This window comes from Chitinophaga sp. (assembly GCF_017745275.1).
Lineage (GTDB): Bacteria > Bacteroidota > Bacteroidia > Chitinophagales > Chitinophagaceae > Chitinophaga.
Window position 1 is genome coordinate 229,687 of sequence record NZ_JAGHZS010000008.1, and the last position, 17,133, is coordinate 246,819.

General features: G+C 46.8%; 14 protein-coding genes. 6 read left to right on the top strand and 8 right to left on the bottom strand.

Going from position 1 to position 17,133, the window contains the following annotated elements:
* Nucleotides 1–16: 16 nt before the first annotated feature.
* The 5 genes from J7623_RS24250 to J7623_RS24270 form a co-directional block, all read right to left on the bottom strand.
* A complete protein-coding gene (locus J7623_RS24250) occupies nucleotides 17–1,132 on the bottom strand; it encodes a glycosyltransferase family 1 protein (protein WP_291925273.1) in 1,116 nt (371 codons plus the stop codon).
* Nucleotides 1,133–1,198: 66 nt separating this feature from the next.
* A complete protein-coding gene (locus J7623_RS24255) occupies nucleotides 1,199–1,633 on the bottom strand; it encodes a hypothetical protein (RefSeq protein ID WP_291925274.1) in 435 nt (144 codons plus the stop codon).
* A gap of 49 nt (nucleotides 1,634–1,682) precedes the next feature.
* Nucleotides 1,683–2,810, bottom strand: coding sequence for an ABC transporter permease (locus J7623_RS24260; protein WP_291925782.1), 1,128 nt, complete (start codon nucleotides 2,808–2,810; stop codon nucleotides 1,683–1,685).
* Between the two features lie 20 nt (nucleotides 2,811–2,830).
* Nucleotides 2,831–3,973, bottom strand: coding sequence for a glycosyltransferase (locus J7623_RS24265; protein ID WP_291925276.1), 1,143 nt, complete (start codon nucleotides 3,971–3,973; stop codon nucleotides 2,831–2,833).
* 6 nt (nucleotides 3,974–3,979) lie between these two features.
* Nucleotides 3,980–4,780 (bottom strand): alpha/beta hydrolase, encoded by an 801-nt coding sequence (locus J7623_RS24270; protein WP_291925277.1) that lies wholly within the window; start codon nucleotides 4,778–4,780, stop codon nucleotides 3,980–3,982.
* A gap of 270 nt (nucleotides 4,781–5,050) precedes the next feature.
* Between J7623_RS24270 and J7623_RS24275 the strand changes: the two genes are divergently transcribed.
* Complete coding sequence (locus J7623_RS24275; protein WP_291925278.1) at nucleotides 5,051–6,844, top strand: acyl-CoA dehydrogenase family protein; 1,794 nt, start codon at nucleotides 5,051–5,053, stop codon at nucleotides 6,842–6,844.
* 171 nt (nucleotides 6,845–7,015) lie between these two features.
* A complete protein-coding gene (locus tag J7623_RS24280) occupies nucleotides 7,016–8,749 on the top strand; it encodes an N-acetylmuramoyl-L-alanine amidase (RefSeq protein WP_291925279.1) in 1,734 nt (577 codons plus the stop codon).
* A 167-nt stretch (nucleotides 8,750–8,916) separates the two neighbouring features.
* Here the strand turns inward: J7623_RS24280 and J7623_RS24285 are convergent, their stop codons facing one another.
* The gene (locus tag J7623_RS24285) at nucleotides 8,917–11,130 is read right to left on the bottom strand and encodes a transferrin receptor-like dimerization domain-containing protein (protein ID WP_291925280.1); all 2,214 of its coding nucleotides are present in this window, start codon (nucleotides 11,128–11,130) and stop codon (nucleotides 8,917–8,919) included.
* Between the two features lie 230 nt (nucleotides 11,131–11,360).
* Between J7623_RS24285 and J7623_RS24290 the strand changes: the two genes are divergently transcribed.
* Both J7623_RS24290 and J7623_RS24295 read left to right on the top strand, forming a co-directional pair.
* Nucleotides 11,361–11,705 (top strand): carboxymuconolactone decarboxylase family protein, encoded by a 345-nt coding sequence (locus J7623_RS24290; protein ID WP_291925282.1) that lies wholly within the window; start codon nucleotides 11,361–11,363, stop codon nucleotides 11,703–11,705.
* A 63-nt stretch (nucleotides 11,706–11,768) separates the two neighbouring features.
* A complete protein-coding gene (locus tag J7623_RS24295) occupies nucleotides 11,769–12,806 on the top strand; it encodes a 2-oxoacid:ferredoxin oxidoreductase subunit beta (RefSeq protein ID WP_291925284.1) in 1,038 nt (345 codons plus the stop codon).
* A gap of 126 nt (nucleotides 12,807–12,932) precedes the next feature.
* On the opposite strand, the gene J7623_RS24300 is transcribed toward J7623_RS24295, so the two are convergent.
* Nucleotides 12,933–13,571 carry a LysE family transporter gene (locus tag J7623_RS24300; protein WP_291925286.1) on the bottom strand — a complete coding sequence of 213 codons (639 nt, stop codon included), beginning with the start codon at nucleotides 13,569–13,571 and terminating at the stop codon, nucleotides 12,933–12,935.
* Nucleotides 13,572–13,600: 29 nt separating this feature from the next.
* Nucleotides 13,601–15,139, bottom strand: a complete 1,539-nt coding sequence (locus tag J7623_RS24305) for a GH3 auxin-responsive promoter family protein (protein WP_291925288.1) — start codon at nucleotides 15,137–15,139, stop codon at nucleotides 13,601–13,603.
* Between the two features lie 179 nt (nucleotides 15,140–15,318).
* On the opposite strand from J7623_RS24305, the gene J7623_RS24310 reads away from it, so the two are divergent.
* On the top strand, nucleotides 15,319–16,089 hold the full coding sequence (locus tag J7623_RS24310) for an inositol monophosphatase family protein (RefSeq protein WP_291925290.1): 771 nt from the start codon (nucleotides 15,319–15,321) through the stop codon (nucleotides 16,087–16,089).
* A 2-nt stretch (nucleotides 16,090–16,091) separates the two neighbouring features.
* On the top strand, nucleotides 16,092–17,126 hold the full coding sequence (gene thiL / locus J7623_RS24315) for a thiamine-phosphate kinase (protein ID WP_291925292.1): 1,035 nt from the start codon (nucleotides 16,092–16,094) through the stop codon (nucleotides 17,124–17,126).
* The last annotated feature ends 7 nt before the right edge of the window (nucleotides 17,127–17,133 follow it).

A 17,133-nucleotide genomic window follows, 5' to 3' on the forward strand; every position in this document is an offset into this window, starting at 1 on the left:
AGACGCCGGGCCGGAATTATGCAGTCAAATGCTGCCACAACTGCTCCGCAGCACGCTCCCAGCTGGTAAATGGTTCACTGGGAGGAGCTTTTGTCAACAGCCTGGCCCGTAGTTGCTCATCTTTATATAAAAGACTCATTTTCTCAGACAGATCATCCAGGCTGGCAGGATCCACATACAACACGGTATCGCCTCCAGCCTCACGCGCAGCCATGCTGTCCAGCGCTATCACCGGCACTTCACAGCGATGTGCGGCATAAATGGGGAGCGGTACCCCCTCAAACCTCGACGGATATACGAGCGCATAAGCGGCGCCTGTCAACCGGGCCAGCGTATCCTCATCCGGGGCTTCTACCATTATCACGTCCTGCCGGAACTTATAGCTTTGTAAGGCCGTCGCAATATCAGCGCCTGCCGCCGTAATACTACCGGCCAGCACCAGCTTGATATTGCTGCGCTGCCGTTTCTTCAATGCTGAAAAAGCTTTCAGCACCGGAACAATATTGTTGCGCGGATGCAAACTGCCCGTTACCAGGAAATATTCCGCACCACTGGTAAATGCTTTCTTTACTGCTTCCCGCTGCTCCCACTCCAACGCTTTATACAACGGGCTTATCCCTGTTTCCAACGTGGTCAGCTTCTCTTTCACAGCAGGCGCATAGCGTAATACTTCTTCCTTAGTGGTATCAGATAATACGGCTATTCTCCTGGCGGCAGCGAAATATTTAGCGGTATTCTTTTTCAGCGCCCGTTGCTGTGCACCGGACTGTAATCCTGCATCTTTTAAAAACGACAGATCCCTTACCAGCAAACCTGCAGGAATTTTACTGCGCAATGGCAACGCACCATCCAGCCCCAGGAACAGATCCGGACGAAAAGGTTTCATGGCCCGCACCAGCTGCCATTCCAGCCACCAATACAAATGCCAAGGCTTATTGCCTTTCAGCGGCAACACCACCTTGGTCACATTAGCGGGGAAGCACAATCCGGGGGGTATCTCTCCATCAAAAAATAACGTAAACTGATGGCCAGGCTGTTGCCGGCACATCGCCAATATTATCTCCGTAGCCACCCTCCCGGTATCGGCAGGCATATCCTGTCGTAAACAAGCGGCATTAACAGCAATTTGCATAAACGATTCCTTTGTCTGCGAGCTTGCAAACCTACACAATTTTAGATTCGGGAGACTGATGGATTTTTATTCGGCCGACTTGTTGGTCAGGTAAAACACCTGGGGAGTAGTTACGTTGGCTGTATTACCCAAAGAGGCCAGCGTAACCGTTACAGTGTATGTTTTCAGCGGCTTCAGGTGCTTCAGTGTAATAATAAATGGTGAAGTTTTTACATCCGCCACCGCATCCTGGTTCAACGGGATATTGCCCGTTTCTGTTACCACGTTCAAGGTAACTTTCACTCCTTTCTCCGGTATTTTGGAGGTAATATTCACCTTTAAGGCATAAGTACTGTCCTGCGCCATGTTGTACTTACTTACCTGGATCTCAGGCAGCTCAAATGCCAGTGTTTCCTCCTGCGTAGCAGGTGCAGGATCACTGCCTTTATTCTTTTTCTTACAAGAAGAAAAACTAACCAGGACAATAGCAAAAAATGCAGGGAGAAAGGTTTTCAATAACATTTTTTCAAGTGTATATGGGAGATGAAATTAGCTTTTTTTTATATGCAAATCAAATTTTACTTCGTACATCCAGGGCATCCCGGAGGCCATTGCCTAATAAATTGAAAGCCAATACCAACAACATAATAGCAATTCCCGGCGCCAGCGCCAGCAACGGATTATGCGTGATAATGAAGTTATAATTTTCCTTGATCATCAGTCCCCACGAAGGCTGCGGCGGTTGTACCCCTACCCCCAGGAAACTCAATCCCGCCTCTACTACAATGGCAGTAGCGAAATTCCCCGCTGCCACCACCATCACCGGCCCCATGATGTTGGGCAAAATATGTTTCGTGATAATCCGGAAATGCGTGTATCCCAATGCCCGCGCTGCTTCTACAAATTCCAGCTCCCGGATAGCCAATACCTGCCCCCGGATAATACGCGCTACACCCACCCACATTGTTAAGCCCACCGCAATAAATACCTGCCAGAAACCCTTACCCAGTGCCAGGGTCAGTGCAAACACCAGCAGTAGCGTAGGCATAGACCATACTACATTCACCAGCCACATTACTATATCATCGGTACGCCCCTTGAAATAGCCGGCCACCGCCCCCAGCAATACGCCGATGCTCAACGAAATAATTACAGCAATGCAGCCCACGCCTAAACTTACCCGTGTACCAATAATTAAACGACTTAAAATATCCCGGCCAAACTTATCGGTACCTAACCAATAGGTTCGATGTAACAGTCGCTCCCTTTGAATAAGCGCCTGTAGCTGCCCATCAGGGATGCGCTCAGCCGGCACCATCCCTTTTCCATACCAGATATCTGTTAGCGGATAAACTTCCTCCCGGCTTGTAGATTCATCTACATAACGTTGTACCACCAATACACTGTCTCTGAACTGCCAGGAACGTATAGGGATCCACGTTTGAACCGGCTTTTGCCCGGATAACACCCTTTCATAAACAGGGGCCGACTTTACAGTCAGTTCCTTTCGTATAGCCAGCATCGTGATATTAAACCCGGGATGTTGTCCTTCTATTTCCAATACCATCCTGTTGGCATCCGGCGTATTGTCCGGCGCAATCAGATAAGCCGTGGCGCTGATAAATACCGATAGCACAATGACCAGCAAACCAGCCACTGCGCCCTTATTACGGCGTAATCGTTTCCAGGAAGATTGCATATCTGACAAAGGAGGCGTATTTAATTTACCTGGCGGCCTTTCCATTGGTAACTACCAAACTTACCCAGCCAGCCTGCAATTACAATATAAGGAATATGAAATATCTGCCCCGGAATAAACCACAGCAGCAACTCTGTTTTATTAAAAAAACGCGCTACCGGCAGCAGGAAGTAGAGCTCCAGCGTTACCTTAAACAACATAATGATCAGGAACCAGGGCCACCATACCGGCAGAAAAAGCGCCATCACCGCCATGGCTAACAGGCCTACATTGAAGAGATATACCAACAGCAATACCCAGGTAAGTCGCTTATCTTCATACTTATCAGCCTTGGATGACCAGCGGATACGCTGGTTCATGAAGTCTTTCAGCGTATCAACCGCCAATGTACGTACAATAGCCTCTTCACATTTCAGGTACATCACCCCTTCCGGATAGGCACTGTAAATTTTATACATCAGCAACATATCATCTCCTGAGGCGATATTATCGATACCATTAAAGCCACCTACTTCGTAAAAGGCTTTTTTCTCATAGGCGAGGTTGGCACCATTACACATGGTACCGGAAGCCAGGGCAGCCGCTGCGCCCGTAATGCCCTGCATGGTCATAAAGTCGAGCGATTGCAGTCTTTTAAAGAAGTTATGCTCTTTATAGAAGCTGACCGGAGCGGCAATGAATTTCGGTTGATGATGCTCATAGTATTGTACCATGATTTCGATCCAGCGCGGCCCCATCACACAATCAGCGTCTGTGGTAACAATCAGGTCACCGCTGGCTTTAGAGATCGCTATTTCAATCGCCTTTTTCTTGTAGGAATTCAGCCGTTCGGTTTTATCAAGATGCTGGCTCAGTTCCAGCAGGTGTATATTATCAGCCGGATAATCCCGGATCACTGCAGCGGTATCATCTGTAGAAAAATCATCGATGATAATTACTTCCAGTAAACGGGGATCGTAGGTTTGCCGGTGCAATGCTTCCAGCAACGGGGGAAGATTAACAGCTTCATTTCTGGCAGGTATAATGACGGTTACCTTGGTACGCCCGGTGGCATGCACTTCAGGTCCAAATTTTCTCAGCCGTTTCCAGCCCAGGCTGTACCAGAGCATCAGTATACCATACCCCAGTGCTAATCCAATTACTATGATTACAAAAATGTACATCCGGTTTTAAAGGTTTGTTTTGATGATGAGCCCCAACTGCGACGATATCAGCTGATGCCCTTTTTCCAGTATCAATGTTTTGCAGGGAAAAGATCCATCCACAAAACGGGTCCCTAACACCGGGGGAATTACACGATCATATTTCCCAAAGATCAGGAGGGTTAAAACGTTATAATGAGCTAATAATTGTTTGCAACGTTTTTTATCCGGCATCATATGCCGCAGGTTGGTCCATATGTTATAGACCATGGCCCGCTTTTCCGGGTTATTCATCCTGTGCAACGCAAATTTATAAACGCTCTGATTCAGCAACCCTACTTTGCGCCAGGTATTTAACAGGGCGAAAAATAGTTGGGGATGGAGGGTATTATACTTGAAGATTTTATTTCCCAAGGTGGTTTGTGTAACAAACATATGCCAGGGGTTATTCTTCAGCCCATCGGCTGCTGCCAGGATGAGATGATCTATGCGATCCGCCATTTTTTCCACCACACATAACGACAAACGCCCACCCATGCTATAGCCCATTAAAGAAAATCTTTCTTTCCCCTGCTGCTGCAGCACCATTTGAATCAGGGCTACCAGGTCTTCTTTTTCAAATACCCGGTTTTCTTCCCACCGGGTACCGCCATGCAGTGGCATATCCAATGCTACAATGGTAAAGGTGTCTCCCAGTGTAGCCATCAGCGGATGAAAATGCGCTGCGCTTTCACCAAAGCCGTGCAAACAAATCAGCAGTTGGCTGCCTGCACCTTCACAGGTACCGTGAAAACGGCTTTTCAGATATGACAGATAGAAATCGGGCATAAAGGGGGCAATGATAATGAATTATGTGCAAAGGTCCGAGTTTTTGTCTTTCCCGGGATTATACTGATTTTGATGATTTGAGAGAATGATTTAAAAAGATGTTGGAAGATAACCGCAGTATATCTGCAACGATCTTTTAAAATCTTTCAAATCATACCGCTAAATCTTAAAGAAATCCCAAAATCATCAAAATCAGTATAATCCCGGGAAAGACAAATTCGTGTATCTGCTTTTTTCAGTAAATTACAGAACTACCAAAAATTCAGTAACATGGACGCAACAGTTGAAAATAAAACTGCGCTGAAGGGCGCAGAATTCCTGGTAAAGGAAAGTGCTCCTGAGGAAGTGTTTACCCCCGAAGACTTTTCGGAAGAGCAACTGATGATTAAAGACATGGCAGATCAATTCATCAGTAAAGAAGTAACGCCGATTGTAGAAAGACTTGACAAGCAGGAAGAAGGACTGATGCAGGCGCTTTTAGAGAAAGCGGGTGAGCAGGGATTGTTGGGCGCATCGTTTCCGGAAGAATATGGAGGACTGGGAAAAGACTTTGTAACAGCTACTATTATCAACGAAGGCCTGGGCGCAGGTCACTCTTTTTCTGTGGCCATGGCAGCACATACCGGTATCGGTTCCCTGCCCATTCTCTACTTTGGTACGGAAGAACAAAAACAAAAATATATTCCTAAACTGGCTACCGGTGAAATGAAAGGCGCTTATGCCCTCACAGAGCCCGACTCCGGTTCTGATGCACTGGGTGCCAAAACCACCGCCAAGCTCACGGAAGATGGTAAACACTACATCCTGAATGGTCAGAAAAGCTGGATTACCAATTCCGGTTTTGCTGATGTATTTACCGTGTTTGCCAAAATCGACGGCGATAAATTCACCGCATTCATTGTAGAAAAAGGTACTCCCGGATTTACCCTGGGCGCGGAAGAACATAAAATGGGTATCAAAGGCTCCTCTACCCGCCAGATCTATTTCCAGGATGCTAAAATCCCTGCGGAAAATGTATTGGGCGTAATTGGTAAAGGCCACCTGATCGCCTTCAACATCCTGAACATTGGCCGCCTGAAACTTTGTGCTGCTGCACTGGGCGCTGCCAAGAAATGTATCAACACCTCCGTACAATACGCTAATACCCGTACGCAGTTTAAACAACCGATCGCCAACTTCGGCGCTATCAAACATAAACTGGCGGAAATGGCCATCCGTACCTGGACCGCTGAATCAGCACTGTTCCGCACGGCCCAACTGATAGACGACAAAGAAAGAGAATTACTCGCCGCCGGCAAACCATTCAACGAAGCCCTGTTGGGTGCCGCTGAAGAATATGCCGTAGAATGCGCCATCCTGAAAGTAAACGGCTCTGAAGTGCTGGACTTTGTAGTGGATGAAGGTGTACAAATTCACGGTGGTAACGGTTTCAGCGACGAATACATCATCTCCAAAGCTTACCGCGATTCCCGTATCAACCGCATCTTTGAAGGTACCAACGAAATTAACCGTTTGCTGACCCTGGACATGACACTGAAACGTGCCATGAAAGGTAAGCTGGACCTGATGACACCGGCCATGAACGTAATGAAGGAGCTGATGAGTATTCCAGACTTTGGCAACGATGATGAAACACCGTTTGCTGAAGAGAAAAAGCTGATCGCCAATTTCAAAAAAGCCATCCTGATGGCTGCCGGCGCCGCTGCACAGAAACTGATGATGAAACTGGAAAGTGAACAGGAAATCCTTATGGACATTGCCGATATGGCCATCGAAACATTTGTGGCAGAAAGTGCCCTCCTGCGTTTGATCAAACTGACCAAAGCCAAAGGAGAAAGCGCCGCTTCCTTCCAGGCTGATATTGTACGCACCTTTATCTACGATGCAGCCGACCGTATCAATAAATCTGGTAAAGATGCCATCAATGCTTTTGCCGAAGGTGATGAACAACGTATGATGCTGTTAGGCCTCAAACGCTTTACCAAAGCAGCTTCCTTTAATGCAAAAGAAGCCCGCAGAAGAATTGCAGATAAACTGATTGCAGATAATAAATACAGCTTCTAGCTGTTAGCCATTAGCTTTTAGCAAAATGCAGCGAAGACCATTATGTATTCATCTTCGCTGCATTTTGCTAAAAGCTAAAAGCTAGTGGCTAAAAGCTTTCTTCTCCTATTCCCCTCACCTGCTTATCTTTACACCCTTTCAAGATATTGATGACAGGTTATTATGGTTTCAGTGAAGCGTTTCCTACAGATTGTTGTTGTACTTTGTATCCCCTTTATAGCGCATAGCCAGGCAACTCTCCGCCTTAGCCAGCCTTCCCGGGATCAGATCAATGTAAGTAATTCCAAACAGTTTATTGCGGGCCGCACTTGTGTGGGTTGCCTGGTTCGTATTAATGACGATACCGTACATGTGTATTCCACCGGCACCTTCGCTGCAAAATATGACCTACCCACCGGTAGAAGCAGTTTTGCCGTACGGGTAGATGCACCTAACGGAGAAACCTACACGAGAAATCTTACCTTTTATTATAACCCGCCACCAACGCCCACTGCTACCAGCGTTTTTCGTATAGACTATATAGAGATATCACCCGGTGGTAATGTTCAACTCTCCGAAGGGGACACCCTTCGCATTAAAATGAAGGGGTATCCAGGACAGGAAGCCAGCTGGTTCAACAATGTACCACTGCGTGAACTACCTACCTCTCAAACTGGCGGTGTACGGGGTGTGTACAGTGGCAGCTATATTATTCAACCCTCCGACTCTCTGCTGAATGGAAAAATCATGGTTAAACTGCGTAATCGCGATGGAGAAACAGCTGTATTAGGTAGTCCTTACCGCTATAGCGTAATGCACAATGAAATACCTTTCACCGGCCGCACCATCGATAACATGACCTATCTAACCGCCAGCCCCAGCGGCGATCGCCTGGGCCCGGATAAGATCGGCTACCTGGATAAAGATGTGTTATTACATATAATAGGGAGACAGAATGACTACTATAAAGTAAGGCTCTCTTCAAAAACTACTGCCTATATTCCAGAGGCCCTGGTTGACACAGAAATTCCACAGGAAGAGCTACCTGTAAGCATTGCAGACGATGCCAGGATATGGGGAGATGACCGCTACGACTATGTTTCCGTAGCCCTGTCGGATAAGCTGCCTTATACTTCTACACAACTTGTTTCCTCCAAAAAAATCATTTTAGATATACACGGCGCCTATGCTGAAAAAGGGCTCAGCACGGTGCTGCAAAACACCAGAGAAATTACATCTATTGCCTGGGGGCAACCTACGCCGGATGTGTGTCGCCTGGTGATTTCTTTGCAACATGCGCCCTGGGGCTACCAGGTATACTATGACAACAACCGTATAACGGTGAAGGTTAAACGTGTACCTGAAAAACTATCTCTGAAAGATATCGTGATCGGCATTGATCCCGGCCATGGTGGCAGCAATCCAGGCGCTACCGGTCTTACCGGCGCAGTGGAAAAAAACCTGACGCTCACGCTGGCGCTACAGTTGAAAACCTTACTGGAAAAAGAGGGAGGCACCGTGATCATGTCGCGCACTACGGAGAAGTTTGTACCAAATGAAGATCGCCTGTCTTTCTTCCGCCGTGCCAACCCTGACCTGCTGCTCAGTATCCACCTGAATTCATCCGTCAACCCGGTAGAGGTATATGGTACCGCTACTTATTACAAGCATCCTTTCTGTGAGCCACTTAACGCCGCTATTCACGAACGATTGCTACAAACCGGACTGCGTGATTTCGGGAATAATCCAGACTTCAACTTTATCCTGAACAACCCCACAGAGTTCCCGGATGCCCTGATAGAAACCCTGTTTCTCAGCAATCCTGGTGATGAGGAAAAGATATTACAGCCCGCCTTTCAACAGCTCATGGTAGAGAAGATCGTGGAAGGGGTGAAAGATTATCTCAAACAAGCAACAGTGCGATAACGCGACTATAGTCGCGTTCAGGATTATACTTGATTAAACTGATTTTTATTTTTTGATTTTAGTAGATAAAATAAGGGAAGATAAATGCAGGTAATGGCATCTATCTTCCCTTATCTATTTTAATCAAAAAATAAAAATCAGTTTAATCAGTATAACCCCGGATAAGATTATAAACCGCTGGAAATTTTACCCAGATATGCCGACAGCCTTGTAATCGCGTCTGCCACTATCCCAATTTGCTCCTGTGCTTCTGTCCATCTGCGTTGTTCGATGGCTTCTCTTACGCCGGGAATAGTTTTAACGCCATAGCCGGTATAGAAGCCAGGTGCATATAAAGTATGCTTATACCAGGTCCGGGCAGGCAATCCTTTATCGTTGAGTAACTGTTGCTCCGCCTGATACAGCGCTTTATTCACCGCAGCGCCCGCAGGACGGCTTTTAGCCAGTGTAGCAGTGGTAGAATCCAATCCAATCAATGCGTTTTGCAGTGGAGAAAAGTCCAGGTAAGGCACTTCGGATTTCGCTGCGGGTGGCAATAAATGGGCTGCAGAGTCAGTAGCCAGTTCATACTTATGCTCCCGGATCAATTGATTGTTGATGGCAGTAGCTTCTCTCATGTTGCTGGTCAACTCAGTTAATTCGTTAACATAACCGTTAACGGTTTCATAGAGCTTACGGAAATCAAAAGGCAGGTTAACGGCATCGGCTAAACGCAATGCAGTATGTCCGGCTGTTTGAGAAAGTACCACACCGTAGTGGAAGCCGGGATCTTTAAAGCGCCGGTAGTCGTCGTAAGAATCGTAGATGGAGTGGTATTCACCGCCTGCATCTTCTCCCCCAAAACCAAGATCCAGGGAAGGTATGCCCAGGTGCTGCAGGAAAGATGAATAGTCAGAGCCGGAGCCCATGGCGCCGATAGCGATGCCCTGTTTAGCCAGCTTTTCTTTCTTTGCTTTTGCGGTGCCTGCCCTCAGTACATCGGCAGCTTGTCTACGGGCCAGGATGCTTACCTGTGTTTGTGGATCGGTGATATCGCGGGCAACCTCGTTGACAAGCGTTTCCAACGCATGGGAGCCACTGGCTCCAAGGAAACCACGACCGTTACCATCAGAGTTGATATAGGCCACTGCTTTCTCTTTTAATTCGGCAGCATGATCTTCCACCCATTCTGTAGATCCCAGCAAGCCGGGCTCTTCTCCATCCCAGGCGCAATACACGAGGGTTCTACGTGGCTGATAGCCTTGTTTGTGCAACTCTCCAATGGCTTTGGCTTCTTCCAGCAGGGCGGCCAGTCCGCTGATGGGGTCAGCGGCACCGTTTACCCAGGCGTCGTGGTGGTTACCGCGAATCACCCATTGGTCGGGTTGTTCACTGCCTTTGATTTTGGCCACTACATTATAGCAGGGGCGAACCTGCCAGTCGAACGCCAGTTTGAGATGCACCTTAGCGGTGCCGCCGCCAATATGATAGGTGAATGGCAATGCGCCCCGCCAATCTTCCGGCGCTACCGGGCCTTCCAGGGCTTTCAGCAAGGGAGTGGCATCATGATAGCTGATAGGCAGCACCGGTATTTTGAGCAGGTTGGCCGCTTGTGAACGTTCCAGGCGTGAGGCATTCGCGGTGGCACCCACATTGGGTGTCAGCGGATCGCCGGGGTGTATCACGATGTCCATAACAGAGCCGCGTTGTACGCCGAATTCATTTTTAAAAGCTCCTTTGGGATATACGTCACCGTTATAATAGCCGTCATCTTTCGGATCGGAGTAAATAATGCAGCCAGCGGCGCCGTGCTCCTGGGCAACTTTGGGCTTGCTGCCCCGCCAGGAGTGGCCGTATTTTGCAATCACTATTTTTCCTTTTACGCTGATGCCGAGACGATCCAGGTATTCATAATCTTCCGGAAGGCCGTAGTTCACGAATACCAGCGAGCCTGATACGTCGCCATCGGCACTCCAGGCATTGTAGGTAGGTAGCTGCCCTTCCTGGCCGGAGGTGGCATCTTCCTTCAGGGCGGGTTCTTTCAGCAAAGCTTTATAGGTAGTGGGAGCGGTTAATTCCAGCACCCGCTCTTTGGGCGTGGGAAACAATACCTGGTAAGTGACTATTTCAGCGTCCCAGCCGTAGCTTTTAAAGCGCTGCCGGATGTCTTCCGCCACTGCTTTGCCTCTGGCGGAGCCGAGGGGATGTGGGTAAGATGATAATGCCTGGATGGTTTCACCAATGTGGCTACTGCTCAGTTGTTTATCAAATTCACGTTCCAGGTGTAATTGTTGGTTGGCGGCGCTGTCGGTATACGCGAAGAGCTTCTTTTCCTGCGCCATAGTGGTGCTGCCGGCGCATAGCAGGAGGGCCAGCAGGCGGAAACAGTTGGTTGATGTCATAAGCTGATCTTGTTGTTAAAGAGGGTTTAGTGATCTAATATACAAATAGTCCACTATACCAATAGACTATTTTATTCAAATGGTTCGGCATAATAACTTTTGGTTATGATCCATAAATACAGGTTATAGGGCAAACAGTCTACTTAACCAGTAGATTATTCTATATTTGTAAATCCTTTCATAGCTTTAATGTGTGAAACGATTAGGTTAACATCATAAACAGCAGTTATATGGCGAATGCGATTCAGGAGTTTAACGACTACCGGGCTAAAATGAACGAAGTTATACTGGGTAAACAGAACAAAGTCATCAACCGTCTTTTTAACCTGGACACTAATACCTATGCAGAAGGGGCGCTGAGCACCAAAACCAAGGAGATGCTGGGATTAGTAGCTTCTATGGTACTGCGTTGCGACGATTGTATCAAATATCACCTGGGCAAGGCATATGACGAAGGCGTAACCACCGAAGAGATGTATGAAATTTTCGCGGTGGCGAATATTGTGGGGGGCACTATTGTGATTCCGCATACCCGCCGGGCCGCAGAATATTGGGAAGAATTACAGGCGCAGTGACCTTAATTTACAGGTATCTATCGTAACTTTACAGACTCTAAAATTATATTTTAACTCATACTAATGTCAACAGCAACTATAGCTCCGCAGGCAGCCCTCACGGCAAAAGACTTTGCAACGGACCAGGAAGTACGCTGGTGCCCTGGCTGCGGCGACTACTCTATACTAAAACAGGTACAAACAATTATGCCTGGCCTGGGGATTCCCCGCGAAAATATTGTGATTGTTTCCGGTATTGGTTGTTCTTCGCGTTTTCCATACTATATGAACACTTATGGTATGCACTCGATCCACGGTCGTGCTACCGCCATCGCTTCCGGCCTGAAGGCTACCCGGCCTGAGCTGAGCGTGTGGATTGTGACCGGTGATGGTGATGGTCTTTCCATTGGTGGTAACCATACCATCCACCTGCTGCGCCGTAACTTTGATGTGAACATCATGCTGTTCAACAACCAGATTTATGGCTTAACAAAGGGACAATACTCTCCTACTTCAGAAGAAAATAAGGTGACCAAGTCTACCCCGATGGGTAGTATTGACCATCCGTTTAACCCAATGGCCCTGGCCCTGGGAGCAGATGCTACTTTTATTGCCCGTAGTATGGACCGTGATCCGAAACACCTGCAGGAAATGCTGAAACGCAGTCACGCCCACAAAGGCGCGTCTTTCCTGGAAATATACCAGAACTGTAACATCTTCAATGATGGCGCTTTCGAAGCGTTTACAGAAAAAGGCAGCAAAGCTGACGAAACAATTTTCGTAGAAGCAGGCAAACCACTGGTATTTGGCGCCAATAAAAATAAAGGTATCCGCCTCGATGGTTTGAAGCCGGTAGTAGTAGAGCTGGGTGGCGAATACTCAGAAAGTGACCTCTGGATACACGATGAAAGCGATTTCTATAAAGCACAGATACTGACCCGCATGTTTGATGATGTGCGTATTGAAGGCCATCTGCCTCGTCCTTTTGGTGTTTTCTACCAGGCTAACCGTCCTACTTATGAAGACATCATGCAATACCAACTGACCGAAGCCCTGGAGAAAAAGGGCCCCGGCGACCTGGATAAATTGCTGGCAGGTAATGAAACATGGACAATAGCATAAAGCTGAAAGCATAAAGCAAAAAGCTATAAAAGCGAATGACCAGAGCGTATGAGTAATTTGATACTCGCTCTGGTCATTCGCTTTTATAGCTTTTTGCTTTATGCTTTCAGCTTTATGCTCTATTTATCAATGTCCTAATGTTCCTACATCGAACAATACTTTATACAGTAACACCACCCCAAAAATGATCAAACTCACGCCCGAAATACGGTTCAGCCATTCTACATTGGTCAGTGTGAGCTTATGACGGATTTTATCAGCAACAAATACTTTGAGGATATCTGCAGATAACACCATACTTAAACAGACACCATAGGTGACCACACGGTGGCTGATGGGAGTAGCACTATATCCTATACAAACCGGCAGCCAGAAGATCACCACACCCGGATTCAGGGTATTCATTAAAAAACCGGCCAGCCATATTTTGAGGTAATCATGCGTTCCGAACATTTCAGGCTTCTCTTCGCCGGTACTGATTTTTACCTTCTTAAAAAGCAACCCGTAAATACCCATACAAATGAGTAATATACCGCCCACTATTCCGATAGTATGGTTATATCCTTCCAGGCCACTGATAAAAGCAGTGGAGATATTACCGATCAGTACAAACATGATATCGCTGAAAGACACGCCCAATGCGAAACTAATGCCTGCCTTAAAGCCATTATTCACACTGTATTTTATAATTGCGAATATAACCGGGCCTACCGATAATGATAGAACCAACCCCAGTCCTAATCCCGCTACAATTGCTGCTATCATGCTTATAATTTCCGTGTCACAGGTGCTAGTTAGTTCTTAACTGTTTTTCCAACAAGAAATTTCTCCCAGTCCTTCAGTTTCTCGCCTTTCATTACACGTGGAAACTTGTTCATGGCGCCTTCCTTGCCTTTGCAACGGAGATAGTCAATAAATACATCGTTCGGCAATATTTCTACAAATACTTCTTTCAGTGCAGCAGAACGTTCTACAGCATAATCATCGTTTACCTCGCTGAGCGTTTCATCAATGATTTCACGAACCTTTTCTGCATCTACTCCAGGCGTATCTGTACCCAAATACCAACGGTGTGCAAACAGGTTCTCATAAGGGAAACCAGCTACGGTAAACTCCCTGACAGTGATACCCAGTTTCTTCTGCACATTATCTATCGCCTTGTTCATGTTGTCGATACTCATATGCTCTCCGCAAAGGCTGAGGAACTGTTTGGTACGACCAACAATCACTATTTCATGTTCTTTTACTGAGGTGAACTTCACTACGTCACCAATCAGGTAACGCCATGCGCCCGCACAGGTAGACAGCATCACCGCATATTCCACATCTTCCACCACCTCGTTGATCATGTAAGATTTAGGATTCGGCTTTACTTCTCCCTCTGCATCAAAGTTCTCTTCATTGAATGGAATAAATTCGAAGAAGATGCCTGCATTCAGCACCAGTTTAATACCCCTGGTGCCCGGACGCGCCTGGAATCCGAAAGAACCTTCAGAGGCCATATACGTTTCAATAAACGCAATCGGCTTTCCGAGGAGCTTCTGGAAGCTATCGCGGTACGGCTCAAAGGATACACCCCCGTGAATATATACCGCCAGGTTAGGCCATATTTCGTGAATATTCTTCACACCATGGTACTTGATAATTTCTTCGAACACAATCTGTACCCAGGCTGGTACACCACAAACAGTACCTACGTCCCATTCCCTGGCTTTGCGTACAATCAGCTTGATACGCTGCTCCCAATTGGGTTTCCGGGATATTTTACCACCGGGCTTATAGAAACGGCGAAACCATTTCGGGATATTTTTGGCCTGAATGCCGCTCATATCTCCCTCATAGTAATCCCCTTTCTCATATAATGAAGTGGTACCTCCCAGCATCAGTATTCCTTTTTCAAAGGAACGGGGAGGTATGTTGAAGTTAGCCATGGAATACAGCTGCTTCACGCCTACCTTCTTCACGGTTTTAAGCATGGCTTTGGTTACAGGGATGTGCTTACTCGCAGATTCCGATGTACCTGAGCTCAGTGCAAAATATTTTATCTTTTCCGGCCAGCTCACATTTGCTTCTCCCTCCAGGCAGCGATACCACCATTCCTTGTGCATTTTTGTATAGTTATGCACAGGTATTTTTTCACGGTATTGCCCAATGAAGTTGGGACTATCCAAAATTTCCTGGAATTGATAGTGCCTACCAAATTCTGTCTCCTTGGCCTTCTCCAGCAAACGATGCAGCACCTGCAACTGGTATTGGCGAGGCGTTCCTAATTTAAACGTGAACTTCTTCCTGATGCGTAGTGACCTGGAAATAAGATTACCTATAATGGCCATTAACTTTCCCTCTCTTTAATTGAACTACAAAAATAAGTGGAATATTGAATATAAGTTGACTGATAATTCGGAATTACAGGTTATAAGTTATCTATAAGTCTTCTATACATACAAAATATCCAAAGATGTAGGCTATAATTCGCAATTCATAATTCGTAATTCGTAATTACCTTTGCGGCATGTTAAAAACTACTTTACTCAAAGCTACTGAAGCCAGCGGAAAAATACTGCAACAATATTTCAATGGCCCTTTCGAGGTGAGCAGTAAAAGTTCCATTAACGACCTGGTAACAGAAGTGGATAAAAGGTCAGAAACCGCTATCATCAACATTATCAGGGAAACTTATCCAGATCATTTTATCCTGAGTGAGGAAGTGGGGGAGATAAAAACCAGTTCAGCTGTAAAATGGATCATTGATCCTATCGACGGCACTGTCAATTATGCGAATGGGATTCCCATCTGTTGTGTATCAATTGGTGTGGAACAAGACGGAGAAATGATATTGGGTGCGGTATACAATCCTTTCATGAACGAGCTTTTTGTGGCCGAAAAAGGCAAAGGTGCCACCCTGAATGGTAAATCCATCCAGGTATCCACCAAAGCCGATGTAGCCACCTCCTGCCTTGTTACCGGGTTTGCCTATAAATGGCAGGATATGCCTAATAACCCGCTACAGGTGCTGGAATATATCGTTAAACAGGGTATTCCCGTACGCCGCCTGGGATCCGCCGCCATAGACCTTTGCTGGGTGGCCTGCGGACGATTCGATGGGTTTTATGAACATTCCCTCCAGGCATGGGACTCTGCCGCCGGCTACCTCATCGTACAAGAAGCTGGAGGCAAAGTGACCGACTTCTCCGGAAACCGGTATTCCCCTTATCAAAAAGAAATATTGGCTACCAATGGCCATATCCATAGTGCATTACAAGACCTTGTTAACGGTAAATAAAGATGGAAGAGGAAAGAACAGAAATACAGGACCTGGGCGAATTCGGACTAATCGAATACCTGACCAGGAACATTGAAATACAAAATGCCAGCACCGTTTTAGGCGTGGGCGATGATGCCGCCGTGATCGATCACTTCGGCAAACAAACCGTGATCAGCACGGATATGCTGGTGGAAGGCATCCACTTCGACCTCATGTATACCCCACTGAAACACCTGGGGTATAAATCAGTAGTGGTGAACCTGTCAGACATCTACGCGATGAATGCCACCCCTACCCAGATCACCGTGAGCATTGCCTTCTCCAACCGTTTCTCCCTGGAAGCCCTCAACGAATTCTACGAAGGTGTGTATGCAGCCTGCGAAAAATACGGCGTAGACCTGGTGGGCGGTGATACCAGCAACTCCCAAAAAGGCTTCGTGATCAGTGTTACCGCCATCGGCGAAGTAACACCAGATACTTTCGTTAAAAGATCTACCGCCCAAAAAGGCGACCTGCTCTGCGTTACCGGCGACCTCGGGGCCGCCTACCTCGGCCTCACCCTGCTGGAAAGAGAGAAAAAAATCTTCCTCGAAAGCCCTACGGTAAAGCCTGACCTGGAAAACCAAACCTATATCATCGGCCGCCAGCTGAAGCCGGAAGCCCGTAAAGATATTATCGAGTTCCTCCAACAGGAAGATATTCTGCCTACCGCCATGATGGACGTAAGCGACGGGCTCAGCTCCGAAATACTCCATATCGCCAAACAAAGTAATCTTGGCGTAGTGCTGTATGAAGAAAAAATCCCGATTGCACAGGAAAGCAAAGAAATAGCTATGAAGTTCGGCCTGGATCCTACTGCCTGCGCATTAAGCGGCGGGGAAGATTACGAGCTGCTATTTACCATGAAACAACAGGACTACGATAAAATAGTACTCAACGAACAAATCAGCGTTATCGGTTATATGGCCGATATCAGCGAAGGTGCACATATTCATACCAAAGGAGGCAACAAGTTTAAACTGGTTGCCCAAGGATGGAATGCGTTCAAGCAATAGCTTTTAG

Coding starts and splice junctions, on each gene's coding strand:
- J7623_RS24250 (WP_291925273.1), bottom strand. CDS start 1,132: ATGCAAATTGCTGTTAATGCCGCTTGTTTACGACAGGATATGCCTGCC.
- J7623_RS24300 (WP_291925286.1), bottom strand. CDS start 13,571: ATGATAGCAGCAATTGTAGCGGGATTAGGACTGGGGTTGGTTCTATCA.
- J7623_RS24270 (WP_291925277.1), bottom strand. CDS start 4,780: ATGCCCGATTTCTATCTGTCATATCTGAAAAGCCGTTTTCACGGTACC.
- J7623_RS24290 (WP_291925282.1), top strand. CDS start 11,361: ATGGCGAATGCGATTCAGGAGTTTAACGACTACCGGGCTAAAATGAAC.
- J7623_RS24255 (WP_291925274.1), bottom strand. CDS start 1,633: ATGTTATTGAAAACCTTTCTCCCTGCATTTTTTGCTATTGTCCTGGTT.
- J7623_RS24275 (WP_291925278.1), top strand. CDS start 5,051: ATGGACGCAACAGTTGAAAATAAAACTGCGCTGAAGGGCGCAGAATTC.
- J7623_RS24305 (WP_291925288.1), bottom strand. CDS start 15,139: ATGGCCATTATAGGTAATCTTATTTCCAGGTCACTACGCATCAGGAAG.
- thiL (WP_291925292.1), top strand. CDS start 16,092: ATGGAAGAGGAAAGAACAGAAATACAGGACCTGGGCGAATTCGGACTA.
- J7623_RS24310 (WP_291925290.1), top strand. CDS start 15,319: ATGTTAAAAACTACTTTACTCAAAGCTACTGAAGCCAGCGGAAAAATA.
- J7623_RS24285 (WP_291925280.1), bottom strand. CDS start 11,130: ATGACATCAACCAACTGTTTCCGCCTGCTGGCCCTCCTGCTATGCGCC.
- J7623_RS24260 (WP_291925782.1), bottom strand. CDS start 2,810: ATGCAATCTTCCTGGAAACGATTACGCCGTAATAAGGGCGCAGTGGCT.
- J7623_RS24265 (WP_291925276.1), bottom strand. CDS start 3,973: ATGTACATTTTTGTAATCATAGTAATTGGATTAGCACTGGGGTATGGT.
- J7623_RS24295 (WP_291925284.1), top strand. CDS start 11,769: ATGTCAACAGCAACTATAGCTCCGCAGGCAGCCCTCACGGCAAAAGAC.